The organism is Microbacterium sp. Se5.02b (assembly GCF_019464375.1).
Taxonomy (GTDB): domain Bacteria; phylum Actinomycetota; class Actinomycetes; order Actinomycetales; family Microbacteriaceae; genus Microbacterium.
This window is the reverse complement of the sequence record NZ_CP080491.1, coordinates 1551358-1574234: the sequence shown is the minus strand read 5'-3', so window position 1 is coordinate 1574234 and position 22877 is coordinate 1551358. Positions and strand designations below refer to the sequence as shown.

Genomic DNA, 22877 nt, shown 5'->3' with positions numbered 1-22877 from the left:
CGCGAGCGCCTCCATCGTGGAGGAGGAGTCACTCCCCCGCGCGTGTGCCGAGGACGGAGATCCCGGAAGCGACCTCCCGCCAGGCGGACCCGGCGTGGGCGAACAGCTGCCCGCTCGCACCCAGGATCCGGACACCCGCCGACGTGCGCGCACCGGCCACCGAGATCGCATCGCTCGGTGCCGCCTCTGCCGACCCGGGTCCGCCCACCATCTGGGTGAGGAGCCGCGGGCCGGTCGGACCGGTGAGGATCCCGAGACGATCCGGCCCCAACCAGACGAGGCTGGTCGCCGGTTCGGTCAGCTGGGTGACCTGCTTGGCGTCTCCGAGCTCGATCGGGACCCCCGCCGAATCGCGGATCACGGCCGCGACGACGACCCAACGCTGCTTGCCGACCGCCACGACCGCGGCCACTCGTGCCCCATCTGCCGACACCCGCATATCGGAGATCGCGGAGGCCGTCGGCCATGCGTTCGCCACGGCCTGCGGTGCGACATCCGGGTCGCTCCCCGAGACCTGCACAGCAGAGGGCTGTCCTTCGGGAACGGACCAGGTGTACCCCCACGGATCGAGCGACGGCTCGATGAGGCCGGGGCGGGCATCCACCTCGTCGCGACTGTCGTCGTGAACCGCGTAGACGTGACCGTCGCCCAATTGGACAGCGGCGCGGGAGTCGTCTGCGGCGACGTCGATCGAGACGACCGGTTCTTCGATGGCGGCGATCTGCGCACTGATGTCGGCGACCGGCACGATCTCATCGCCCACGAGCCGGCCGAAGACGCCGTCCTGCAGCACCAGACTGCCGATCTCCGCTGTGGGCTCGACGACGTCGGCGACCCCGGCATCGAGGGAGCGCCCGTCGACCGTGAACTGCACGCGGGTGACGGCGACCCCCGCGGCCTTGAGCGTCGCCTGCAGCTGGGTGCGCATGCGGGAGAGGGTCGTCTCGTCGAGATCAGCCGCCGGCCGGGTGAGGGCGACCTCGGCGACCTGCCCGACGACGGGAACCGCATCCTGCGCGAGTTGGACATCAGCGGGGAAGGCGTTCTGCACCGCGGGCTCGAGCCATTCGCTGGGGGCTCCGCCGATCAGCGCCTGGGTCACGGTGGTCGCGGGGCTCAACCGCCGCGGGTACCACCTCATGTCGGGCACGAGTCGCGACCAGGCGAGATCGAAGTACTGCAGCGGATACCCCTGGAAGACGGTGGCGAACCGCGGGGCGTCGATCACGATCCCGTCGAGTGCCTCCGTGATGCGCCACTCACCGTCGTCCATCCGCTCGAGTGCGAACGGCATGGTGGACGCACCGAGCGCGTCGGAGTACGCCCCTGATTCGTCGACGCTCGCCACCAGATCGAGCAGCACCTGCACCTCCGCCGAGTCGGCGTCCTCCACCTGTTCGACGGGAACGGTGGAGGAGATGGTGCGCGTGTCCGTACCGAGATCGATCGACACCCCCGCCGCGGGCCGCCAGGTGCGCTGCAACTCCGGCGCCAGGAACTCGCGGGCCGTCGCCCAGTTGTCGGAGGTCGTGATCCCCGCCTCGAGGAAACCCTCGACGATCTCCTCGGGACCGGCTCCCTCGATGGGACCCGATGCCACCGGGAGGAAGTCCAGGTCCTGCGTCGACTCGCCGAGTTCGAGGCCGACCGACACGCCGCCGGTCGTCGGCAGACCGGCGCAGGCAGGGAGCAGGAGCGCGGCGAGCGCGAGACCGGCCGCGCGCAGCACCTTCTTCGACGTCGCCCGCCTCATGACCGGTCCCTCTCATCGAACAGGTCGGGACGGCTCTCGGCCAGTGAGATGGGCTGCGTCGCGTCGCCGAGTTCGGCGAGGGGCTCCTGTGGCTCCACGGGAATCGGACTCGGTCCGTCCAGGACGCCTTCGTGACGGGGAATCGTGAGCACGAAGTTCGTGCCGACACCGAGCTCCGACCACACCGCGAGCGTTCCGCCGTGCAGGGTGGCGTCCCCGAGCGCGATGGACAGCCCGAGACCGGTTCCACCGATCGTGCGCTGCCGGGAGGGATCCGCACGCCAGAACCGGTCGAACACGCGTTCGGCGTCGCCCGGCTCCATGCCGAGCCCGAAGTCCCGGACTCCAGCGGCCACCGCATGCTGATTGCTGTCGACCGTGATCACGATGGGGCGGCCCTCGCCGTGCTCGATGGCGTTGCCGATCAGGTTGCGCAGGACTCGACGGACGCGCCGCGGATCCATATCGACCGGAGAGTAGCCGCCGGGGGCGACGAGCCGCAGTTCGCTCCCGCGTCCCTCCGCGAGCGGGACCATCTGTTCGATGATGTCCTCCGCCAGGTGGGCGAGGCTCGTGGCCTCGAGCTCGAGCTGCACCGATCCCGCATCGTAGCGACTGATCTCGAGCAGGTCGGAGAGCAGCGTCTCGAATCGCTGCACCTGGGCATGCAGCAGTTCCGCAGTACGCGCGGTCGTCGGGTCGAACTCCTCACGCTGATCGTTGAGCATGTCCGCGGCGAGCCGGATCGTCGTCAACGGTGTGCGAAGTTCGTGCGAGACGTCGGAGACGAAGCGCTGTTGCACCATCGAGAGCTCGCCGAGCTCCTTGATCTGCGCCTCGATGCTGTCGGCCATCGCGTTGAACGAGCGCCCGAGGATCGCCAGCTCGTCCTCTCCGTGCACCTCGAGCCGCACGCCGAGATCTCCCGCAGCGAGCCGTGCACTCGTCTCGGCCGCCTGGACGATCGGCGTCGAGACCGCGCGCAGCACGATCCAGGAGATGGCGGCGACGATCGCCACCAGCCCGATGCCGGCGATCCAGAGCGTGCGCTGCACGAACACGAGCGTCTGATCGGCATCGGCGAGATCGTAGGCGAAGTAGATCTCGAAGGCCCCGGCCTCCGGCACCTGCAGCTGCTGGCCCACGACGATCCCCGGCACCACCCCGCCGTCCGCCACCGGCAGGGCCACGGACTGCCAGGCCTGGCGATCGTCGAGCTCGACCACCCGCCGCTGCAGCTCTGGACTGAGCAGATCCTCGTTCAACCCCGCCTCGAAGCCGTTCAGACGAACGCCGTCCGCTCCGGTGTCGATCTTGTATCCGGCCAGCTGGTCGGTGCTCGAGGTGCGGGCGAGCGTGTCTCGGATGCTGTCCCAGAGCGTCGAGAGCGCCGCAGGGTCATCGCCGACCTCCGCGACGTCGAGGATGCGTTGGGCCTGGTCGACGGCCCGCCGGGCATCTTCCAGCGCGACGTTCTTGCGCGAGATGAAGAGGTCGTTCTGGATCACGAGCGCCATCGTCACGCACGTGATGAAGATCGCCAGCGAGGTCGCCAGCAGTGTGATCGACAGCGTCCGGAAGCGGAGCGAACGCCGCCACAGCATGCCGAGCATGGTCGGCCAGCTCCGCCAGTCGCGCAGGACAGCGACCGTGGAGGTGGTCGCAGTCGTCGCGGCCATCGTGCTCCTAGCCGACGCTCCCGGCCCGATAGCCCACGCCACGCACCGTCATCACGATCTTCGGGTTGTCCGGGTCGAGCTCGACCTTGGCACGGAGGCGCTGCACGTGCACGTTCACCAGCCTGGTGTCGGCCTTGTAGTGATAGCCCCACACCTGCTCGAGCAGCATCTCGCGGGAGAACACCTGTTGCGGCTTCGACGCGAGTGCCACCAGGAGCTGGAACTCCAGCGGCGTGAGCGCGATCGGCGCCGTGCCACGCCGCACCTCGTGCGCATCGACGTCGACCGTGAGATCGCCGACCCGCAACTGCTCGCTGGTCGTCTGCGGGGCAGGACGGAGACGGGTGCGGATGCGCGCGACGAGCTCTTTCGGGTTGAAGGGCTTGACCATGTAGTCATCTGCCCCCACCTCCAGCCCGCGCACCACATCGGCGGTGTCGCTGCGGGCCGTGAGCATGATGATGGGGACACCCGATTCGGCGCGGATGCGCGTGCAGATCTCGATGCCGTCCATCCCGGGCAGCATGAGGTCGAGCAGAACCAGGTCCGGTCGCTGCGCGCGCCATTCATCGACAGCTCGCGCACCGTCAGCGCAGAATACCGGCTCGAAACCCTCGGTGCGCAGCACGATCCCGATCATCTCGGCGAGCGCTGTGTCGTCGTCGACCACGAGAATGCGTGAGGTCATAACAGTTACCTTATGGCACCGAGTCCCGCCGACCCCAGGTCTGCGCACCACGCGCGGGATATGACACGATGGGAGCGCACGATGGAGGGAGTGCCTGTGAGTGGCCAGACGTGGACGCCCGCCCCGAAGAAGGGGATCATCCCTCTTCATCCGCTGACGTTCGGGATGCTGCTGGGAAAGGCCTTCGCGGCGCTCCGCCATAACCCGAAGGTGCTCTTCGGCTTCGCCGTCGCCATCCAGCTGGTCGTCGTCATCGCCACGGCCGGCGTCATGGGGGTCGTGCTGTTCACGACGTTCTCGCGCCTGGAGACGGTCTCCCCGTCATCCCCCGACTTCGAGGCGGTGCTCGCCGGGACCATCGGGATCAACATCATCGCCGGGGTCGCCGTCGGACTCGCCTCGATCGCATTCACCGCCATGATGCAGGGCGTCGTCGCGGCAGAGATCGGCTACGCGGCGGTCGGCGTGAAGGCCACCCTGCGGATGCTGTGGCGGAGGATGGCACCGTCGTTCTGGCGCCTGGCCGGCTTCGCCTCCCTGTCGGTCGTGGCGCTCTTCGGCATCTTCGCGATCGTCGCGGCCGTGATCGCCGCGTTCGTCGCCGGCGGTCTGGGCGGCAGCGTCGAACTCATCGGGGTCGTCGTGCTCGTCGTGATCCTCATCGCATTGGCAGCGGTGCCGCTGAGCGTGTGGCTGACGACCAAGCTGCTGCTGGTGCCCTCGATCCTCGTGCTCGAGCGGGCCCGCTTCCGCGAGGCGTTCGTCCGCTCGTGGCGCCTCACCCGCGGGCGCTTCTGGGTCGCCTTCGGAGTGACCTTCCTCATCAGTCTCATCATGGGCCTCGCCATGCAGGTCGTGAGCTTGCCCGTGACCCTGCTCAGCAGCCTCCTCGGCTCCGTCGTCGCCCCGACCGGCGCGGAGGAGCCGACTGCCGCGATCGGGTTCGTCCTCACGCTGCTCGCGCCGCAGATCCTGCTCCTGGTGATCCAGGCGATCGCGCTGGTGGTGCAGAGCACCGGGTCGGCGCTCGTCTACCTGGACTGCCGGATGCGTTACGAGGGGCTGGATCAGACGCTCATCGCCTTCGTGGAGCGCCGCGACCTCGGCTGGACCGAGGAGCAGCTCGGCGATCCGTTCCGCGTCGACCCGACACGAGCGGTGTCCTCGGCGCCCCCGCCCCGGCAGGTGCCCGAGCACGTGATGATGACCCAGGGGTACGCCCAGAGCGCCTACGCGATGCAGCCTCCGGTGGCGCAGGGATACCCCCGCAGAGTCACCCGACGCAGCCGTGGCCGGGGCAGCCCTTCGCACCCCAGCCCCCATGCCGCCGCACCGCAGGGCACGTCGCCCGCGGCGTTCCCTCCGCCTCCCCGCCCGCGCCGACAGCAGCATCGTCGGACACCGCGCCCGGTCCGACGGCGGCGGAAAGCGCCTGGGCCGCTCCCGGCGGCGACGACCCGGCATGATCCTGCGGTTCGACGACCTGATCGTCCCTGACGGGGACGAGGCACGACGCTGGGCGCAGGACGAACTCGCCAACCCCAAGTACGCCGACGCCACACCGACCTGGTTCGACCTCGTGGCCCGTGACATCGGCCGGTTCCTCGCCGATCTCTTCAGTTCGGAGAACGGCGCCAACGTGGGCCCATGGGCGCTCATCGTCGTGAGCGCCATCATCGCGGCGGCACTGATCGCCGCTCTGCTCATCTGGGGCAGGCCCCGGAGCTCGCGAGCGGTCCGCCGCGCACGCACCGACCTTCTCGGTGAGAGCGACGACCGCACGGCCGCCCAGCTCCGCTCCGACGCCGATCGCAGTGCCCGCGACGGCGACTGGGACCTGGCGACGATCCTCCGCTATCGTGCGCTCGCTCGCGGCCTGCTCGAACGCGACCTGATCGACCCGGCGCCCGGAGCGACCGCGCAGGCGATCGCGCGCGAAGCGAGCACCGTCTTCGCCGATGAGGCGGACGCGATGCGGCGGGCGGCCGTCCTGTTCGACGACGTCCGCTATCTCGGACATCCGGCCACCGCGGAGAGCTACCGCGATCTCGCGGACACCGACGACCGGCTCCGCGCCCGTCGGCCCGAGGCGGTCCCGGCGTGACGACGACGGAGAGCGCCCAGAGCACGTCCGCTCCTTCGACCGCGGAGCGCAGGCCCCGCCGGGCGAAGACCATCCTCGGCTGGACGATCGTGGTGATCCTCGTGCTCGTCGTCTCGTTCGTCGCCCTCCGCGTCGCCGCGAGCCCTCCCGGCGGACGAGGCGCCCTCGACCCCGAGGGTCGCGACGACGCCGGCGCCCTCGCCCTCGCGGAGATCCTGCGGGATCAGGGCGTCGAGGTCGAGGTGCACCGCTCCCGGGCCGACGCGCGCGACGCTATCGACGACGACACCACACTCGTGATGGCGAATCCGTACACGCTGACCGATGAGGCCCTCGAAGAGCTGATGGAGCCCGCCGACCGTGTGGTCTTCCTGTCGACGAGCACTCACCTGCTGAGCGCACTGGGGATCGGCGAAAGCGCTCCTGGAACGCTCCCGGCCGTCGCCGCCGACTGCAGCGTGCCCGAGTTCGCGAAGGTCGGGACGATCCGCGCCGACCGGCTGTTCTCCGCGGAGCCCGAGGTGAAGGCCTGCTTCGGCGACGACGAAGGCTCGGCCGTGCTCGTCGACGACCGTTCCGGCACCCGCCGTGTCGTCGTGGAGGGCACGAGACTGTTCGGCAACGCCTCTCTCGCCGAAGACGGGAACGCCGCCCTCGCCCTCGCGCTGCTCGGCCAGACCGATCGCGTCGTCTGGTACGTGCCGAGCTATGCCGACTCCGACATCGAGGGCGAGTCCATCGACACGCTCGGGAGCCTCACGCCGCCCTGGGTCACCCCCGCCATCCTCCTGCTGATGCTGGCCGGAATCGCCACCGCCGTCTGGCGCGGCCAGCGCTTCGGTCCGCTGGTCGCCGAGACGCTGCCAGTGACCGTCCGCGCATCCGAGACGATGCACGGACGCGCACGCCTCACGGCCAAGGCCGCCGACGCGGCGCATGCCGCGGACGCGCTCCGGGACGGCGCGCGACGACGCATGGCTCGCCGGCTCGGGCTCGCCCTCCACTCCGGTGCCGATGAGGTCGCCGATGCCGCGTCAGACCGGCTCCGGATCCCTCGTGGCACGCTGCAGGCGCTTCTCACCGGCCCGCTCCCCACCGACGATGCCGCGCTGATCGACCTGGCGCGACGACTCGACGAGCTCGAGGCGGCCGTGGAAGCGAGCGCCCGGACCACCAGGGGCGACGAATGATCCGTACCGCACACCCGTCCATCCATTCCAGAGAAGCCGAGGGAACCCCGTGATCTCCGAGAATCAGACCGCCGACGACGCCGCGCTCCGTCAGGCCATGCATCGCGTGCGCACCGAGGTCGACAAGGCGGTGGTCGGTCAGGCCGGAACCGTCACCGGTCTCCTCGTGTCTCTCCTCGCCCGCGGACATGTGCTCCTGGAGGGTGTGCCGGGGGTGGCCAAGACGTTGGTGGTCCGCTCGTTCGCGCGCGCTCTCGGACTCGACACCAAGCGCGTCCAGTTCACGCCCGACCTGATGCCGGGGGACGTCACCGGCTCGCTCGTGTACGACGCCCGCACCGGCGAGTTCGACTTCCGGGCGGGGCCGGTGTTCACGCACATCCTGCTCGCGGATGAGATCAACCGGACGCCGCCGAAGACGCAAGCAGCACTGCTCGAGGCGATGGAGGAGCGTCAGGTGTCGGCGGACGGCGTCAGTCGCGCCCTGCCGGATCCGTTCCTCGTCGCCGCGACGCAGAACCCGATCGAGCACGAGGGCACGTACTCGCTCCCCGAGGCGCAACTCGACCGCTTCCTGATGAAGCTCGTGGTCGGCATGCCCGAGCGCGATGCGGAGGTGGCCGTGCTCCGCCGACACGCCGAGGGCTTCTCCCCCGCGAGCTCACCGGTGTCGAGGCCGTGGTGTCGGCGGAGGAGATCCGCGCAGCGCAGCAGGCCTCCGCGGCCGTCGAGGTGACCGACGACGTGCTCGGGTACGTCGTCGACCTGGCCAGGGCGACGCGGCAGTCGCCATCGGTCGAGCTCGGGGCAAGTCCCCGTGCCTCGACCGGGCTCCTCGCGGCGGCGAAAGCCTGGGCCTGGCTCAACGCCTCGTCGGCTGTCACTCCGGACCATGTGCAGACCATGCTGGTTCCCGTGTGGCGCCATCGCCTCCAGTTGCGGCCGGACGCCCAGATGGAAGGCGTCTCCGCCGATGCCGTGCTGACGTCCGTGGTCCAGCAGACGAGGGTTCCGATCTAGGTGTTCGTCACCGGCCGCCTCGCCGTCGCTCTCGCCGTCGGAATCGTCCCGCTCGTCCTCGCCGGACTCGCGGGGTATCCGGCGTACCCCGTGCTGGGAGCGTGGATCGGCCTGTGCGCTGTGCTCGTCGCGATCGACCTCGTGCTCGCCGCCAGCCCTCGCTCTGTGACCGTGAGCCGCCGGGTGCCGAAGCGCGCGCCCTGGGCGAGCGGGTCCCCGTGAGCGTCGCCGTCCACAACCACGGGACCAGGGTGCTCCATGCGGTGCTCAGGGACGCCTGGCAGCCGACGGCGGGTGCGCCCACCGAGCGACAGCAACTGCACGTGCCGTCGGGCGAACGCGGCCGCGTGGAGATACCGCTTCTCCCCGCCGCCGCGGCGAACTGGTCAGCGAGTTCGTGATGATCCGCTCGCGTGGACCTCTCGGCATCGCCGGTCGTCAGGCCACGCACTCCGTCCGCGGAGCGATCCGGGTGCTTCCCGCATTCTCCTCCCGCAAGCACCTGCCGTCGCGTCTCGCCCGGCTGCGGGAGCTCGACGGCAACACCAGCATCCAGGTGCGCGGCCAGGGGACCGAGTTCGACTCGCTCCGCGAGTACGTGCGCGGCGACGACGTGCGCTCGATCGACTGGCGGGCCACGGCGCGCGGGGGACGACGATGCTGCGGACGTGGCGGCCGGAACGCGACCGGCACGTGGTGATCATCATCGACACCGGGCGCACCGCGGCTGCACGTGTCGGTGACGGGACCCGCGTCGATGCGTCGCTCGAGGCCGCTCTCCTGCTCGCCGCACTCGCCTCCCGTGCCGGAGACCACGTGCACCTGCTGATGTACGACCGCGTGGTGCGCGGTCGAGTGACCGGCGTCGACGGTGCGGCGCTCCTTCCGGCGATGAGCGATGCGATGGCGCCCGTGCACGCCCGCCTGGTGGACACGGATTGGCACGGCGCGTTCGCGTCGGTGCGCACCCTGACGACGCGGCCTTCGCTGATCGTCGTGCTCACGGCGCAGGACGCGGCCGAGTCGGCCAGAGGTTTCCTCGGGCGTTCCCCGACGCCTCCCGCGCGACCACGGTGCTGGTCGGATCTGTGACGGACGGCGGGATCGCCTCCATCGCCCGCCGACGCGACTCCCGCGAAGACGTGTATCTCGCCGCAGCCGCCGAGCGGACTCTGCGCGATGCGGAGAACGTCGCCGAAGCGATCCTGCGCGCCGGAGGCGAGGCGATATCCGCCGACCCGGACGACCTCCCGCCGCGCATCGCCGACCGCTACCTCGAGCTCAAGGCCGCAGGACGGCTCTGATCGCGGTCGCCCCGCGCCGACATCTGCGCGGGGCCACCGGGCGCAGGTGCGGTGGAGGAAGAGGCTCACCCGCGACGAGGCGCGGGGTGCCCGCCTCGTACTCGACCAGGTCGCCGGTCTCGCCCTGCCGGTGCGCCCTGCCTCCGACGACGAGCATGTAGATGAGGAACACCGCGAGCGCTCCGGCACCGATCCCGATCTTCACCGGCCACGGCAGGGCCCAGCCCGTGACGAAACCCTCCACGAGGCCCGCGAGGAGCAGAGCGAACACCAACCCGATCGCGACGGTGGCGAGCGCCCTTCCCTGTTCTGCGAGGGCCTCACCACGCGAACGGCGGCCGGGAGCCACCCAGGCCCAGAACACGTGCAGTCCCGCAGCCGCGGCGACGAAGATGCAGGTCATCTCCAACATGCCGTGGGGGAGGATGTACAGCACCATGACGTCCGCCTTGTCATGCGCCGCCATCACCGCGCCGGCGGTGCCGATCCCCATGGCGTTCTGCACGAGCATGTACACCGGCCAGATGCCGGTGACGCCGAAGAGCACGCACTGCATCGCGATCCACGCATTGTTGGTCCAGACCATGCCCATGAACGTCGCAGCGGGGTTCTCGGTGTAATACCCCGTGAAGCTCTCGTCCGCGTACTGCTCGAGCGCGTCGGGCGGGCCGAGGGTCGCCACGAGTGCCGGGTCGCCCGCGATCCAGGCTGCGGTACCGACGGCGATCGCGACGAAGGCGACCGCGATGACCAGGGTCGTCCACCGCAGGCGATAGAGAGCGGCGGGCAGCTGCAGCCGGAAGAATCGCGCGGTCTGGGTCAGGATGCTGTCGGAAGCTCCGGTCAGGCGCAGTCTGGCGCGGACCAGGATCGTCGAGAGATACGCCCCCTGCGGGGTGTCGCCCACCGACGTCTTCAGCTCCGCGAGGTCGGCCGAGGCTGCGCGATAACGCACGATCAGCTCGTCGACTCCTGCACCGTCGAGGCGCGCACGGCTGAGCTCCTCGAGCCGCTCCCATTCGGTGCGGCGTGCATCGGTCAGCGCATCGGCATCCACCTGATTTACTGTACTCATGTCCGTCCCGATCGACGTCTCCGACGAGGTGCTCTCCGGCGAAGCCGTCGCGATCGACGTGCAACCGGTCGGCTTCCTGCTGCGAGCGCTCGGCGCCGCGATCGACATGATCGTCGGCTACGCGGTGTTCATCCTGTGGCTCTTCCTCCGCATCTGGCTCCTCGATGCCGGTGTGCTGGATGAGGCCACCGACCGCATCGCGACGGTCGCAGCGCTCGTCGTGAGCTTCGTGGTGCTGCCGATCACGATGGAGGTGGCGCTGAAGGGCCGCAGCCTGGGGAAGCTCGCCGTCGGCGGCCGCATCGTCCGCGTCGACGGAGGTGCCGCAGGATTCCGACACGCGTTCATCCGGGCCCTCCTCGGGGTGCTGGAGATCTACATGACCTTCGGCGGTCTCGCGGTGCTCACCGGGGCGTTCAACGCGCGATCGCAGCGTCTGGGCGATCTCGTCGCCGGCACCTATAGCCAGCGCGTCCGCACGCCCGCTCTCCCCTCGCACGTGCCGGTGCTCCCACCTGCGCTGGCGGGATGGGCTCAGATCGCCGACGTCGCGCGGATGCCGGATCGACTCGCTCGTCGCATCTCGCAGTTCCTGGTGAGCGCACCACGCATGCTCCCCGATGCCCGCGCGCGTCGCCCTCGAGCTGCTGACCGAGGCGACCCCGTTCGTCTCACCGGTCCCGCCCGTTCCGCCCGAGCAGGTGCTCATGGGCATCACGGTGCTGCGCAGAGAGCGCGAGCGACGCGCGCTGGAGAACGCCGACCGTCGGACCGAGAGGCTCACGGGCCGTCGGATCGGCGTCTGATCATCCGTCGGACCGCACCGGATTCGGGTCAGTAGCGGTAGTGCTCGAGCTTGTAGGGGCCCTCCACCGGAACGCCGATGTACGCCGCCTGCGCGTCGGTGAGCGTGGTCAGCTGCACGCCCAGCGCATCGAGGTGCAGGCGCGCGACCTTCTCGTCGAGCGCCTTGGGCAGAACGTACACCCCCGTCGGGTAGGCCTCGATGTTCGTGTAGAGCTCGAGCTGCGCCAGCACCTGGTTCGTGAATGACGCGCTCATGACGAAGGACGGGTGTCCTGTCGCGTTGCCGAGGTTCATCAGTCGACCCTCGCTGAGCACCAGGACGCTGCGTCCGGTCGGCATCCGCCATTCGTGGACCTGCGGCTTGATCTCGACCTTCTCGACGCCCTCCAGCGCCTCGAGGCCCGCCATGTCGATCTCGTTGTCGAAGTGGCCGACGTTGGCGACGATCGCGAGGTGCTTCAGCGCCTGGAGGTGCTCGGTCGTGACGACGTCACGGTTGCCCGTTCCGGTGACCACGATGTCGACCGCGCCCGCGACGTCGATCAGGCGCGCCACCTGGAACCCATCCATCGCCGCCTGGAGGGCGCAGATCGGGTCGACCTCGCTCACGATCACGCGCGCGCCTTGACCCCGCAGGGCTTCGGCCGCACCCTTGCCCACGTCGCCGTAGCCGCAGACGAAAGCGACCTTGCCGCCGATGAGCACATCCGTCGCGCGGTTGAGCCCGTCGGGAAGCGAGTGCCGGATGCCGTACTTGTTGTCGAACTTGCTCTTGGTGACCGAGTCGTTGACGTTGATCGCCGGGAACAGCAGTTCGCCTGCTGCGGCGAGCTCGTACAGCCGGTGCACGCCGGTGGTCGTCTCCTCGGTCACGCCGATCAGACCCTCGGCGAGCTTCGACCAGCGGTCGGAGGACGAGGTGAGCGAGCGGCGGAGGACGTCGAGGATGATCCCGTACTCGTGCGAGTCCGCCTCGGCGGTGTCGGGGACGACTCCGGCCTTCTCGAACTCGACGCCCTTGTGCACGAGCAGGGTCGCATCGCCGCCGTCGTCGAGGATCAGGTTGGGGCCGTCGACGCCCGATGCCGACCAGTCGAAGATCCGCTCGGTGCATGCCCAGTACTCTTCGAGCGTCTCGCCCTTCCACGCGAAGACGGGCACGCCCGCCGGGGCGTCGACCGTCCCTCGAGGGCCGACCACGACCGCAGCGGCTGCTTCGTCCTGGGTCGAGAAGATGTTGCAGCTCGCCCAGCGAACCTCGGCTCCGAGCGCGACGAGGGTCTCGATCAGCACGGCGGTCTGCACGGTCATGTGCAGGGATCCCGCGATCCTGGCACCCTTCAGGGGCTGGGTCGCCCCGAACTCCTCGCGCAGTGCCATGAGTCCCGGCATCTCGTTCTCGGCGAGCCGCAGCTGATGGCGGCCGGATTCGGCGAGGGACAGATCGGCGACGCGGTACTCGAGCTCAGGCATCTCCCCATTCTTCCATCACGCCGCAGCCGGACTCGCGTGTGTGTCCGACGCGTGATGCTCAGGCGCGAAGGGCTTCGTGGCGCACGACGAGCCACCCGGCCGGCACCGAGAGTCGGTCGGCATGCGGTGAGCACAGGTCATGGGCCTGGGGATCGTTCGCGGCGCCCAGCGGACCGAGCGCCGCCATCTGGTCCCCATAGTCGTAGGTGAGGGTGGCCACGGCTTCTCGCGCGCAGCCGACCTTCGAGCACAGTCGTCCGTCCATCTCCGTCAGAGTACGTCCCTGGAGTCCCCCGATCGGGATGCCGCGCCGCGCACGCGGGCACCGCCTAGACTTTCGTCATGCCCCGTCGTCGCGCCGCCCATGCCTCCGCCGCCCCACGGCGCGGTGCACGACACGGACGCCATGGACGGCTCGGCCGGAGCGAGGTCGTCCGGCCTCCGCTCGCGCCGCTGGACGGACGCATCGATCGTTTCGACCTGACCGTGAGCACGGCCGTCGAGTTCCTCCGTGGAACGTGGCCGGAGCTGCAGGACGTCCGCTTCGAGATCGGCGCGATCCCCGGTTTCGACGCGACCGAAGAAGTCCCGCGCTGGTATCTCGATCGGGAACGCGGGCGCATCGTGCTCTTCCGCCTTCCGATCGAACGGTTGCTCCCCCGGGGCACGACGACGCCGCGCACCGCCGGATGGCGATCGAGAGCGCCGTGTTCCGCGCGGCGGCCGAGTACGTCGGCCGCGAGCCGTGGGATCTCGGTCACGAGCATTGACCACCGTCCGCTGTCCACGCGGAAGCCGGAGCACGCTCAGGGGTAGACGGCGATCGCCTTCTCGACACCCGCGTTCGCCTGCAGGGGCAGCACCGCGAGCGCACCAGGACCGGTGAGGGTCACGGCGGCGTGGACCGGCCCCGTGGCGCGCAGCAGATACGTCTCACGGGCACTGACCTCGAGCCCCACGCTCTGCCCCGCCGCCACAGTGACCTCCTCCGGCTGTCCGCTGTCCAGGGCCTCGAGCGTCACCGTCGCGTCCTGGTCCGATGCGTTGACCACCTGGACCCGGGGTGAGGGACCCGCTGGCACCGCGAAGAGGACGTCGTCGTCGATCTCCTGAGCCGGTGTGATCCATGCGAAATCGGACCCTTGACCGAACCCGTCCTGCTGGCGCAGAGCCGCCACGACCGGCGCATCGGCCACGACATCGACTGTGTACGCCCCGGGTTCGAGGCCGCTGAGCGACACCTGGGCCGGCATGTCGGGCTCGAGCGGAACGGTGAACTCGTCGACGGCGCTCGATGAACCTTCGGGTGTGACCCTGACCTGCACGCGGGCGTCGGCCCCAGGGGACAGCACTCGCAGGACAGCCATCTCCGCGTCGTCCCCGTTCGCGGCGAACACCTGCACCCCGGAGAGCACGAGCCGCTGCTGTGGACCGGGCACCGCATCCTGCAGGTCGATCCCGGCCGGGTCGAGGACCTGCACGAGCGACGACTGGAGCACGGCGCGCACCGGAGCACCGGCGGCCTCGACGCGGACGACCGGGGCGGCGGTGCCCGCGGCGACGGAGGTCAGCGGAAGCGCAGCCTGGGTCCGTGCGGGAACCACGACGGTGCGCGTTCCGCGGGTCTCGCCGTACACCGTCAGCGTCACGGTCGACGGAACCTCTGCGGCATTGGTCAGGATCACGATGTCCTCGGTGCCGGTGTCCGTGCTGCCACCCACGAGCCACGAGTCGAGCCGCGGCGTGCCGCATGCCGCCGCGGCGTACCCGGCGAGGTCATCGGCCGCGAGCGTCGCCGACTCGGACGCGGCGATCAACGGCGCGGAACGCCCCTCCACCGCCCCGGTGAACACGCTCACCTCTCCGGCACCGGGCAGATCCGGCACCGCCAGCTGTTCGGAGGACGGATCTCCCGAGGTTCCCCCGATGGTGATGCCCGGCCGCCCGGCCGAGACCATGCTCAAAGGATCTGCCGCGTCACGTCCGAGCGCACGCATGTCACCGTTGCACACCACGATGTTGTCGCCAGGGAGCGGGGTCACCTCGACCTGAGCCGGGTCGTGGCCGATGATCGGCCACGGTGCATGCACCGCGGCCGTGACGCCGACGACGCACGCGGCGATCACGACGAGTCCCGTCACGACGCGAGCCCCGGTCGCCGCGACGCGGAATGCGCGAGAGCCGCTCATCGGTCATCCTCCACGGTGGTCGGCTTCGGTTCGTCGACATCGTCCGATGGCGGTGACGACTCCTCCGGGTCGGACGGCTCCTCATCGACAGGTTCGGCGATCGGTGCGAGCGCCTCGTCGTTCAGAGCCGCCTCGTCCTGCGGATCGTCGACAGCACCCACAGGGGCCTCCTCGTCGAGCGTCGCCCTGTCCTCCGCATGCCGTGGCAGGACGAGGGGCTCGTCGGGGGCCCGGCCGACGATGCGTGATCGGGCCCGCGCCGCGCGCCGCGAGGCACGCGTCGGAATGGACAGCAGCAATGCTGCCAGCACCGCCATCAGCTGGATGGTGATCACGAGACGAGCGGTGCCCTGCTGCGCATTCGTGAGGCTCGCCGGACCGGCGACGTCGACGTCGGCCTCGAGCCGCCACAGGACGCCGCGATCGGTCGTTCCCGCATGAACGAGTCCAGGACGCTGATCGATCGATGCGATCGCCGCGGTGCGGAGGGTGCGGGCCTTGTCCGCTTCGCCGCCGGGATCTGCGCCACCAGCACGTAGCTGATCCCGGCCGCGGCGAGTTCGCCCGGCGCATCGAAGTCGCGGGCCGACAGGAGGTCGACCGCCAGAGTCGAGATGTCGGCGCCCTGCGGCTCGACCGCCGTCGAGATCATGGTCGACTGCGACCCGAGCGTCTCGCTCGCGCCCCAGACGGCCTCGACCGCGAGACCGCCGTCGTTCTGCGGGGTCAGCACGAGCGTGGCGATGTCACGGTCGCCGGCGGCCTGGGCCGCGACGTAAGCGGGAAGGGTCGACTCCGGTCCGTTCGCGAGGACGGAGCGCTCGGTGTGGAACGCGGTGAGTGCGGGAACCGCGCAGATCCCGAGGGCGACGGCAGCGACGACCGTCGCGAGGGCGCGCAGCCGGGGAAGCGTGATCGCCGTGTCCAGCGTGACGAGCGCGGCCCCCACCAGCCCCGCCCAGGCCAGGCTGAGTCCGGCACCGGGCCAGATCGCCACTCCGATGCCCTGGGCGAAGCTCACGGTGATCCCGACGGCGAGGAAAGCGGTCGCGAGACCTGCGAGCGCGACGACGAGGAGCGTGATCCCGGCGCGCCATCGCGGGGCGACCGCCGCGCCGAGGGCGAGGAGGGCGATCGGCGCGCACAGCAGCGCGGTGCCCAGGCGGCGATCGGGGCGGGAAGCAGCGACATCCAGCCGGCGAGATCCGTGGTCGGGAAGCCCGTGGCGAGCGCCAGACGACCTGCCGTGTCCGCTGCAGCCTGCGGCCCGACCCAGATCGACCCTGGATCACCGAGCAGCGCCAGAGGCGTCCCGTGCGCGAGCTGCCAGAACACGAGAGGAGCGAAGAGGGCGGCCGTCGGCACGGGCACCCACAACAGCCGTGCCGCCCCGCGGAACTGTGCGGTACCGAGCACGATGCCCATCGCCACCACCCAGAGCAGCACGAGAGCGGGCACCAAGGACGGTGCGCACGCGCTGACGGCGGCGAGCAGGAGCGAGGCGCTCCCGGCCGCACCCCAGGAACGGTGCGCCACCACCGCGCTGTGGAACAGCCATGGCAACAGCAGATGGACCAGGACAGCCGTCGGGCGTCCGTCGACCAGCGCCGTCAGGAATGTGGGCGCGAGGGCCCACGCGACACCGGCGAAGATCCGCAGCCCCGATCGGTCGGTCACCCTGGTCGCGGCGAACCACCCGCCGAGCACGGCGAGAGGAAGGGCGAGGACCCACAGCAGAACCATCGCGAACGACGGAGCGCCCGGCCACAGGGTGCCGAGCACCGCGACGACAGCGGCGAACGGATCGGCGGGACCGATGAGGTCGACCGCGGTTCCACGCACCCCCCACGCCGCGTCGCTCCACAGCGCTGCGACGGTCTGCCGCAGCGGCAGCAGTCCCCCGCCGCCGAGCGCAGGCCAGGCCAGCAGCGTCGTGAAAGAGGCGATGCTGACCACGAGAGCCGCGAGCACGACCCATGCACCACCCCGGAGAAGAAGCGGAGCTCGCTCACGGCGCCGCCCTCGCTCCCATGACCGTCGTCGAGGCGTCGCCGCAGATCCGAGGAGGTCACGCGCAATGGTGCGATGCTCGCCCAGCTGGACGAGCGGAACGCACGGATACGAGACCGCGACCGCGTGATCGCCCCGATCCGGAGCATCGCGGTCAGCGCCGCGCCCCATTCCGGCAGGACGGCTTCCGGCCGCTTGCCGATGAGGTCGGCGGCGGAGCGCCAGAGAGCGAGAGGAAGCAGACTCAGCCAGTGGAAAGGCACAGCGACCGCCGGCGCATAGGCCAGACGACGGTGCAGTTGCGCGAGCCGGGTGACGTAGGCGCGACGGAATCTGCCCGAGGGCAAGGCGGCGGGGCCATCGGGCGCCACGGAGATCCTCGCACTCGGCGCGAGGACGACGCGGCCTCCCCCAGGCGCGCGCGCACGCCGAGGTCGAGCCCCTCGTCGGCTCCCGCGAGCGCCGGATCGGGGCGCAGCGCGTCTCGGACCTCACCACGGATGAGGATGCCGCGGATGTCGGATCCGAGCGCGTCGTCCATCCGATCGTGCTGTCCCTGGTCGAGTTCTCCCGCGGCGAGCTCGACCGAGCGACCCAGCGCGGTCATGCTGACCCCGAGCGACACGATCTCCCTGTCGTTGTCTGTCGCGACCAGCTTGGGCGCGATGACAGCCGCGGAGGGCGAGCGCTCCAACATGCCGCGAAGTCGCTCGAGGGCGCGAGGATGGGGCGCCGTGTCCTGGGCCAGCAACCAGATCGCGGACCCTTCGGACACCCGGGGTCGCGCGAGTTCGACCGCCTCGGCGAAGGACGTCGTGGCGCGCGCCTCGATGATGCCCTCGACGGTCGCGGCGACGGCTTCGCTCTCCCGCGCAGACGAGGCATCGCCGCACATCACGAGAGTCACCGCATCGACGGGGGCGGTCTGGGAGCGCAGTGCTTCGAGAGTGCGGAGGAGCTGCGCGCGGGAAGAGGATCCGGGGCGCGCGACGATGATGGCGTGAACACGGGCTGGCATGACGTCGTCAGCCTATGCGCGCTCCGCGTGGGGCCGGAGCAGTGGACGCGGCGCGCCCGCGAAGCCGCGGGATCCGGGTCGCACGGAGGCCCTCGGCGCGAGCGCGTTCACCGCGCGACGTCACGTCGGCCGGATCCCTACAGAAACCCGACGGGAGCGTCAGCTCGCGCGGCGCTTGAGCTTACGACGCTCGCGCTCGGAGAGTCCGCCCCAGATGCCGAACCGCTCGTCGTTGTTGAGCGCGTACTCGAGGCATTCGCTGCGCACGTCGCACGTGGTGCAGATGCGCTTGGCATCGCGGGTCGAGCCGCCCTTCTCGGGGAAGAAGGCCTCGGGGTCGGTCTGCGAGCAGAGCGCATCGCTCTGCCAGGCGAGAGCGTTGTCATCATCGGTGGCGTCTGCACGACGCACACCGGGAACTCCGAGGTTGACCGGGTCGACGAACCAGTTCTCCGGCACTTCCGAACGGTAACCCGTCATCTCGACCTCCAACCCTTCAATCCGCCCCCCTGGCGGGCCGTGCGCATGACTAATTACACCCGTGTCATTCGCTGCGGTCAAGTCGCGGATCGTAAACCCTCAAGCGAGTCTTGAAGGTTCACGGCGAATCGTCGGCGTGTCGCGACACCACGCGGAGCGCCCGCTCAGCGCCCAGGGCTCGCGACGAAGGCCTCGCCGACACCCGAGAGAGTGAGAGCGGATTCGTCCGCGCTCGCGAAGCCCGTCGTCCCGACCGCGAGCGCCAACTCCTCCCCGTCGCCGACGTGACGACGACGGAGCCTGCGGTGGCGAGGACCATCGTCGGTCCGGCGACCTCGATCACCACCGGATCGCCGTCGAGCGTGATGCGCGTCAACGCGAAGTCCGGCACCGGAACGGGGTACTCGGTGACGACCTCCCCTGCCGCAGGCCGCAGCACCGGCACCTCACCGGGAGACGTGTCGAGGATGGCGAGGAGCTCCGGCACGTCGATGCGCTTCGGGGTGAGGCCGCCGCGCAGGACGTTGTCGCTCGCGGCCATGATCTCGACGCCGAGCCCGGAGAGGTACGCGTGCAGCAGACCGGCACGCAGGAAGAGACCATCGCCGCGACGCAGCACGACATGGTTCATGAGCAGGGCGACGACGACCCCGGGATCGCGCGGATAGGTCTTCGCCACATCCGCGATCGCGCGGAGGTTCGCACTCCACTCCCCCGCGTCGTCGCGCTCGGCGGCCGCGACGACGGCCTCGATGATCTGGTCGACCTCGCGCTGCGCCTCACCGCCGAGAAGCCATCCGATCGCGTCGCGCAGCGGGTCGCCGGCGGATTCGAGACGCGCACGCAGCTGGGCGACTCCCTCGCCGCTGCCGAGGAGGCCGAGCAGGGCGACGGTGCGGTCGATCGGCCGCAGACCGCTCAGAGACTCGAACCTCTCGCTGAGGGCGACGATGAGCTCCGGCTTGTGGTTGTCATCGCGATAGTTGCGCTGCGGGTCGTCCGCGGGGAGCCCGAGTTCGCGCTCCCACCCCGCCCGTGCCTGTGCGATCGTCGGGTGCACCTGGATCGAGAGCGGCCGCGCCGCGGCGAGCAGCTTCAAAAGGTACGGGAGGGAGCCACCGGTGACCTGGTCGAGCGTGCCGCCTCCCACCACATCGGCGGGGTCACCCGGATGGTCTCCGAACCACACCTCGGCTTCGGGTGCACCGGTGGGCGCACGCCCTTCGAGGGAGGCCAGGAGGGAGGCGGAGCCCCAGGCGTAGTCGCGGGGCTCATTCGTCAGGCTCAGCAGCATGTCCCCCAGCGTAGAGCCGCGCTGCGGCGTTCAGGGATGCCGGGAGCGCGGCGCGGTAGCCTGAACGCGATGGCCCAGTACACCAAGCACCCGGTGACAGCCCCGCCCTCGGCGCCGGAGCGCGAGTCGACGGGGCATCTCCTGCTGCGCGGTTACGTGATCCTCGTCCTCATCGCGACGTTCGCGCACAGCGCCGTGTACAACCTCCTCGGCATCGAGGGGGCCGCCGTCGTCCTCGTCGTGTTCACCCTCGCGACGATCGGCATCGGCGTCCCGATGCTCACTCGCAACAGACCGCAGGCGTTCCGCTGGCGACGCCTTCCGTGGACGGCTGTCGGCTATGTCGCCTTCGCCCTCCTGTCGGTCGCCTGGTCCCAGTGGCGCGGGCCGACCCTCATCACCTGGGTCCTGCTCGCGGCGGTCACCGTGAACGGCCTGTTCATCGCGCACGTGCTCACGTGGCACGAGATCGTGCGGGCGCTGTCCTCCGCCTTCAAGTGGATCCTCGGCCTCTCGCTGGCGATCGAACTGTGGGTCTCCCTCGTGCTGCACGGACCGCTGCTGCCGAACTTCGTGACGCTGCCGGACGGCGAGATCGACCCGCAGTGGTACTGGGTGCGCGACAACCTGTTCGACGGTGGACGCATCCAGGGCATCGTGGGCAATGCGAACCTGCTGGCGATCATCTCCCTGTTCGCGATCATCACCTTCGGTGTGCTGTTCGCCGCTCGCGCTCGCTGGCGCACCACACTCGCACTGTGGATGCTTCTCGCGGCATACTTCCTGTTCCGCACGTCCTCGGTCACCGCGCTCGCGTGCGCCGCAGCGTCGCTCGTGGTCCTCGTGGTCGCACTGCTGATGCGACGGGCGCGCACTCCCGGTGCGCGAACCCGCATCTACGTGATCGCGATCGGCGGCACCTCCGTGGCGGCGGCCGCCGCGTGGCTGCTGCGTGACCAGCTGCTCGGTCTCGTGGGGCGCAGCTCCGACCTGACCGGCAGATCCGACCTGATCTGGGCCAAGGTCCTCGAGCGTGTGAGAGATCACCCGATCTTCGGCAACGGCTTCTCCAGCCCGTGGATCCCGACCGATCCTGCGTTCGACCGCTGGATCACCGACCACGACATCACGGTCTTCCACGCCCACAACATGTGGCTCGACGTGCTGTTCCAACTCGGCGTCGTCGGGGTGGTCCTGATGGGCGTCGCCTACCTGAGCATGCTCTGGCGGTCCTGGTTCTTCGCCGTCGACCGCCCGCGATGGGACCTCGATGCCGGGCGCCCCTTCTCGCCGCTGACCCTGCTCCCCAGCCTCTTCACGGTGGTGCTGCTCGTGCAGGGGTTCTCCGAATCGACCCCGATCATGCTGTGGGGGTGGATGCTCGTGGTCCTGCTGTCGTTCAAGCTCAAGTCCGTGCCGCTCGTGGGCGTCGGAGAGCGGGACCTCGTGTTCGAACGCGGCACGCGGCAACGGCGGGTGCCGTGACGTCGGCGCGTCCTCTCGTGCGCCTCCTCGGCTCGGCGGAGTTCGCGCGGGCCTTCACCCTCGCCGCTCTGACCGCGGTCTTCGGCTCCTTCGCGATCGAGCGGATGGCCTCGGGCGTCACACTGGCCGCCGTCATCACCGTGCTGTGCGTCCTGGGCGCCGCGATCCTCTGGGTCCGTCGCGAAGAGCTCTCTCCGCTGAGGATCGCTCCCTCGTCTCTCTTCGCCTTCCTCGGCTGGGCGCTGGTGAGCCTGGTGTGGACGACGGATCGCTCCGACACGTTCTTCGGGTGGATGTCCCTGTTCGGATTCGCCTTCCTGGCGATCACGATCGGCCATATCCGTGACACGCTGCAGACCGTACGTGCGATCGGCGACACGCTGCGCGTCCTCCTCGGCGCCTCGCTCGGACTCGAGATCCTCTCGGGCATCCTGCTCGACGTCCCCTTCACGTTCCTCTCCATCCAGGGCGATCTGGCGGAGGGCGGTCCGATCCAGGGCCTGTTCGGCAGCCGTAACATGATGGGATTCATCGCAGTCATCGCGCTCATCACGTTCGTGATCGAGTGGCGCACGCAGTCCGTGGATCCGCCGCTCGCCGTCGTCTCGATCGGGCTCGCCGGGGCGCTGGCATTCCTCTCCGCCTCCCCCACCGTGCTCGTGCTCGCCGTCGCCGTCGGCATCGTCACGCTCGCCCTCACGATCGTGCGGCACACCGCGCCGCACCGGCGCAACGTCGTCCAGTGGATGCTCGGAGCCCTGGTCGCGCTCGCTCTCGTGATCGCCTTCGCGTTCCGCCACCAGATCATCGCGCTGCTCGACGCCGGGTCCGACTTCTCGATCCGGGCGTCGCTGTGGAACACGATCCTCGACTTCGTCGCCCTGAAGCCGATCCAGGGGTGGGGATGGTTCGGCGATTGGGCCCGCGGCGAATACCCGTTCACGTTCATCAACTTCCAGCTCGACGACCACCACCAGAGCGCGTTGAACGCGTTCTTCGACGTGCTCCTCCAGCTCGGCTGGGCAGGGCTGGTGCTGTTCCTGCTGCTCGGTGGAGTGGCCCTGATCCGGTCGTGGCTGGTGGCGAGCGCTCGGCGGTCCGTCGTCTACGCCTGGACACCGATCATGCTCGTCACCCTCGCCGTCGACTCGATGTTCGAGAGCTTCACCCTGGTCGGTGCGGGGTGGTTCATGCTGGTTCTCTGCGCGCTGCGCGCCGGGCAGTCGCGGTCGTGGCGCGAGAACATCGATGCCGCGCACACCGGGGCGATCCCGACACTCCGCCCACAGCAGTAGTGGCGCGCGCTCG

At 70.0% G+C, this 22877-nt stretch carries 20 protein-coding genes and 2 pseudogenes; 9 read left to right on the top strand and 13 right to left on the bottom strand.

Features of this window, described 5'->3' with window-relative positions:
• Window positions 1–28 precede the first annotated feature (28 nt).
• From K1X59_RS07800 to mtrA, 3 genes are read right to left on the bottom strand one after another with little or no spacing between them, the layout of a single operon-like run.
• On the bottom strand, window positions 29–1753 hold the full coding sequence (locus K1X59_RS07800; RefSeq protein ID WP_220174103.1) for an LpqB family beta-propeller domain-containing protein: 1725 nt from the start codon (window positions 1751–1753) through the stop codon (window positions 29–31).
• On the bottom strand, window positions 1750–3432 hold the full coding sequence (gene mtrB / locus K1X59_RS07795; protein ID WP_183152781.1) for an MtrAB system histidine kinase MtrB: 1683 nt from the start codon (window positions 3430–3432) through the stop codon (window positions 1750–1752). Before mtrB ends, K1X59_RS07800 begins: the two co-directional genes overlap by 4 nt.
• Window positions 3433–3439: 7 nt before the next feature.
• Window positions 3440–4120: an MtrAB system response regulator MtrA gene (mtrA, locus tag K1X59_RS07790; RefSeq protein ID WP_183152382.1), complete on the bottom strand. Its 681-nt coding sequence runs from the start codon at window positions 4118–4120 to the stop codon at window positions 3440–3442.
• Between the two features lie 96 nt (window positions 4121–4216).
• On the opposite strand from mtrA, the gene K1X59_RS07785 reads away from it, so the two are divergent.
• The 5 genes and pseudogenes from K1X59_RS07785 (at window position 4217) to K1X59_RS22825 (ending at window position 9738) form a co-directional block, all read left to right on the top strand.
• Window positions 4217–5617 carry a hypothetical protein gene (locus tag K1X59_RS07785; RefSeq protein ID WP_258567174.1) on the top strand — a complete coding sequence of 467 codons (1401 nt, stop codon included), beginning with the start codon at window positions 4217–4219 and terminating at the stop codon, window positions 5615–5617.
• Window positions 5583–6224 carry a DUF4129 domain-containing protein gene (locus K1X59_RS07780; protein ID WP_183152380.1) on the top strand — a complete coding sequence of 214 codons (642 nt, stop codon included), beginning with the start codon at window positions 5583–5585 and terminating at the stop codon, window positions 6222–6224. The genes K1X59_RS07785 and K1X59_RS07780 overlap by 35 nt, the downstream gene beginning before the upstream one ends.
• Window positions 6221–7414, top strand: a complete 1194-nt coding sequence (locus K1X59_RS07775; RefSeq protein ID WP_220174102.1) for a DUF4350 domain-containing protein — start codon at window positions 6221–6223, stop codon at window positions 7412–7414. Before K1X59_RS07780 ends, K1X59_RS07775 begins: the two co-directional genes overlap by 4 nt.
• Window positions 7415–7511: 97 nt before the next feature.
• Window positions 7512–8434, top strand: a pseudogene (locus K1X59_RS07770) (AAA family ATPase).
• A pseudogene (locus K1X59_RS22825) lies at window positions 8435–9738 on the top strand (DUF58 domain-containing protein). It abuts the pseudogene before it with no gap.
• Here K1X59_RS22825 and K1X59_RS07760 read toward each other — a convergent pair.
• Complete coding sequence (locus K1X59_RS07760) at window positions 9716–10795, bottom strand: stage II sporulation protein M (protein WP_258567173.1); 1080 nt, start codon at window positions 10793–10795, stop codon at window positions 9716–9718. The pseudogene K1X59_RS22825 and the gene K1X59_RS07760 overlap by 23 nt on opposite strands.
• Before the next feature lie 16 nt (window positions 10796–10811).
• Here K1X59_RS07760 and K1X59_RS07755 point away from each other — a divergent pair, with 16 nt between their 5' ends.
• Entirely contained in the window at window positions 10812–11654 is an 843-nt protein-coding gene (locus K1X59_RS07755; protein WP_258567172.1) for an RDD family protein, read from the top strand.
• On the opposite strand, the gene ahcY is transcribed toward K1X59_RS07755, so the two are convergent.
• Together ahcY and K1X59_RS07745 are read right to left on the bottom strand one after the other, a co-directional pair.
• The gene (gene ahcY, locus K1X59_RS07750; protein ID WP_220174101.1) at window positions 11648–13093 is read right to left on the bottom strand and encodes an adenosylhomocysteinase; all 1446 of its coding nucleotides are present in this window, start codon (window positions 13091–13093) and stop codon (window positions 11648–11650) included. The genes K1X59_RS07755 and ahcY overlap by 7 nt on opposite strands.
• Window positions 13094–13151: 58 nt before the next feature.
• Entirely contained in the window at window positions 13152–13358 is a 207-nt protein-coding gene (locus tag K1X59_RS07745; protein WP_021199833.1) for a DUF3499 family protein, read from the bottom strand.
• Between the two features lie 77 nt (window positions 13359–13435).
• Between K1X59_RS07745 and K1X59_RS07740 the strand changes: the two genes are divergently transcribed.
• Window positions 13436–13909 carry a hypothetical protein gene (locus K1X59_RS07740; protein ID WP_258567171.1) on the top strand — a complete coding sequence of 158 codons (474 nt, stop codon included), beginning with the start codon at window positions 13436–13438 and terminating at the stop codon, window positions 13907–13909.
• On the opposite strand, the gene K1X59_RS07735 is transcribed toward K1X59_RS07740, so the two are convergent.
• The 7 genes from K1X59_RS07735 to manA form a co-directional block, all read right to left on the bottom strand.
• Window positions 13900–15282 carry a DUF5719 family protein gene (locus tag K1X59_RS07735; RefSeq protein ID WP_183152378.1) on the bottom strand — a complete coding sequence of 461 codons (1383 nt, stop codon included), beginning with the start codon at window positions 15280–15282 and terminating at the stop codon, window positions 13900–13902. The two genes, K1X59_RS07740 and K1X59_RS07735, sit on opposite strands and share 10 nt — an antisense overlap.
• Complete coding sequence (locus tag K1X59_RS21195) at window positions 15279–15617, bottom strand: hypothetical protein (protein ID WP_258567170.1); 339 nt, start codon at window positions 15615–15617, stop codon at window positions 15279–15281. The genes K1X59_RS07735 and K1X59_RS21195 overlap by 4 nt, the downstream gene beginning before the upstream one ends.
• Window positions 15614–16303 (bottom strand): hypothetical protein, encoded by a 690-nt coding sequence (locus tag K1X59_RS21190; protein WP_258567169.1) that lies wholly within the window; start codon window positions 16301–16303, stop codon window positions 15614–15616. The genes K1X59_RS21195 and K1X59_RS21190 overlap by 4 nt, the downstream gene beginning before the upstream one ends.
• A complete protein-coding gene (locus K1X59_RS21185) occupies window positions 16300–17253 on the bottom strand; it encodes a hypothetical protein (RefSeq protein ID WP_258567168.1) in 954 nt (317 codons plus the stop codon). The genes K1X59_RS21190 and K1X59_RS21185 overlap by 4 nt, the downstream gene beginning before the upstream one ends.
• Window positions 17254–17536: 283 nt before the next feature.
• Entirely contained in the window at window positions 17537–18310 is a 774-nt protein-coding gene (locus tag K1X59_RS21180) for a glycosyltransferase family 2 protein (RefSeq protein WP_258567167.1), read from the bottom strand.
• A 159-nt stretch (window positions 18311–18469) separates the two neighbouring features.
• A complete protein-coding gene (locus K1X59_RS07725) occupies window positions 18470–18790 on the bottom strand; it encodes a WhiB family transcriptional regulator (RefSeq protein WP_274601226.1) in 321 nt (106 codons plus the stop codon).
• Window positions 18791–18908: 118 nt separating this feature from the next.
• Entirely contained in the window at window positions 18909–20084 is a 1176-nt protein-coding gene (gene manA / locus K1X59_RS07720; protein ID WP_309491637.1) for a mannose-6-phosphate isomerase, class I, read from the bottom strand.
• A gap of 69 nt (window positions 20085–20153) precedes the next feature.
• On the opposite strand from manA, the gene K1X59_RS07715 reads away from it, so the two are divergent.
• Together K1X59_RS07715 and K1X59_RS07710 are read left to right on the top strand one after the other, a co-directional pair.
• Window positions 20154–21569, top strand: a complete 1416-nt coding sequence (locus tag K1X59_RS07715; protein ID WP_183152377.1) for an O-antigen ligase — start codon at window positions 20154–20156, stop codon at window positions 21567–21569.
• Window positions 21566–22864, top strand: a complete 1299-nt coding sequence (locus K1X59_RS07710; protein ID WP_183152376.1) for an O-antigen ligase — start codon at window positions 21566–21568, stop codon at window positions 22862–22864. The genes K1X59_RS07715 and K1X59_RS07710 overlap by 4 nt, the downstream gene beginning before the upstream one ends.
• The last annotated feature ends 13 nt before the right edge of the window (window positions 22865–22877 follow it).

What these genes read in the sequence shown, in the direction of transcription:
- K1X59_RS07800 (WP_220174103.1), bottom strand. Translation starts at nt 1,753, where the DNA reads ATGAGGCGGGCGACGTCGAAGAAGGTGCTGCGCGCGGCCGGTCTCGCG.
- mtrB (WP_183152781.1), bottom strand. Translation starts at nt 3,432, where the DNA reads ATGGCCGCGACGACTGCGACCACCTCCACGGTCGCTGTCCTGCGCGAC.
- mtrA (WP_183152382.1), bottom strand. Translation starts at nt 4,120, where the DNA reads ATGACCTCACGCATTCTCGTGGTCGACGACGACACAGCGCTCGCCGAG.
- K1X59_RS07780 (WP_183152380.1), top strand. Translation starts at nt 5,583, where the DNA reads ATGATCCTGCGGTTCGACGACCTGATCGTCCCTGACGGGGACGAGGCA.
- K1X59_RS07755 (WP_258567172.1), top strand. Translation starts at nt 10,812, where the DNA reads ATGTCCGTCCCGATCGACGTCTCCGACGAGGTGCTCTCCGGCGAAGCC.
- ahcY (WP_220174101.1), bottom strand. Translation starts at nt 13,093, where the DNA reads ATGCCTGAGCTCGAGTACCGCGTCGCCGATCTGTCCCTCGCCGAATCC.
- K1X59_RS07745 (WP_021199833.1), bottom strand. Translation starts at nt 13,358, where the DNA reads ATGGACGGACGACTGTGCTCGAAGGTCGGCTGCGCGCGAGAAGCCGTG.
- K1X59_RS07740 (WP_258567171.1), top strand. Translation starts at nt 13,436, where the DNA reads ATGCCCCGTCGTCGCGCCGCCCATGCCTCCGCCGCCCCACGGCGCGGT.
- K1X59_RS07735 (WP_183152378.1), bottom strand. Translation starts at nt 15,282, where the DNA reads ATGAGCGGCTCTCGCGCATTCCGCGTCGCGGCGACCGGGGCTCGCGTC.
- K1X59_RS21180 (WP_258567167.1), bottom strand. Translation starts at nt 18,310, where the DNA reads ATGCCAGCCCGTGTTCACGCCATCATCGTCGCGCGCCCCGGATCCTCT.
- K1X59_RS07725 (WP_274601226.1), bottom strand. Translation starts at nt 18,790, where the DNA reads ATGACGGGTTACCGTTCGGAAGTGCCGGAGAACTGGTTCGTCGACCCG.
- manA (WP_309491637.1), bottom strand. Translation starts at nt 20,084, where the DNA reads ATGCTGCTGAGCCTGACGAATGAGCCCCGCGACTACGCCTGGGGCTCC.
- K1X59_RS07715 (WP_183152377.1), top strand. Translation starts at nt 20,154, where the DNA reads ATGGCCCAGTACACCAAGCACCCGGTGACAGCCCCGCCCTCGGCGCCG.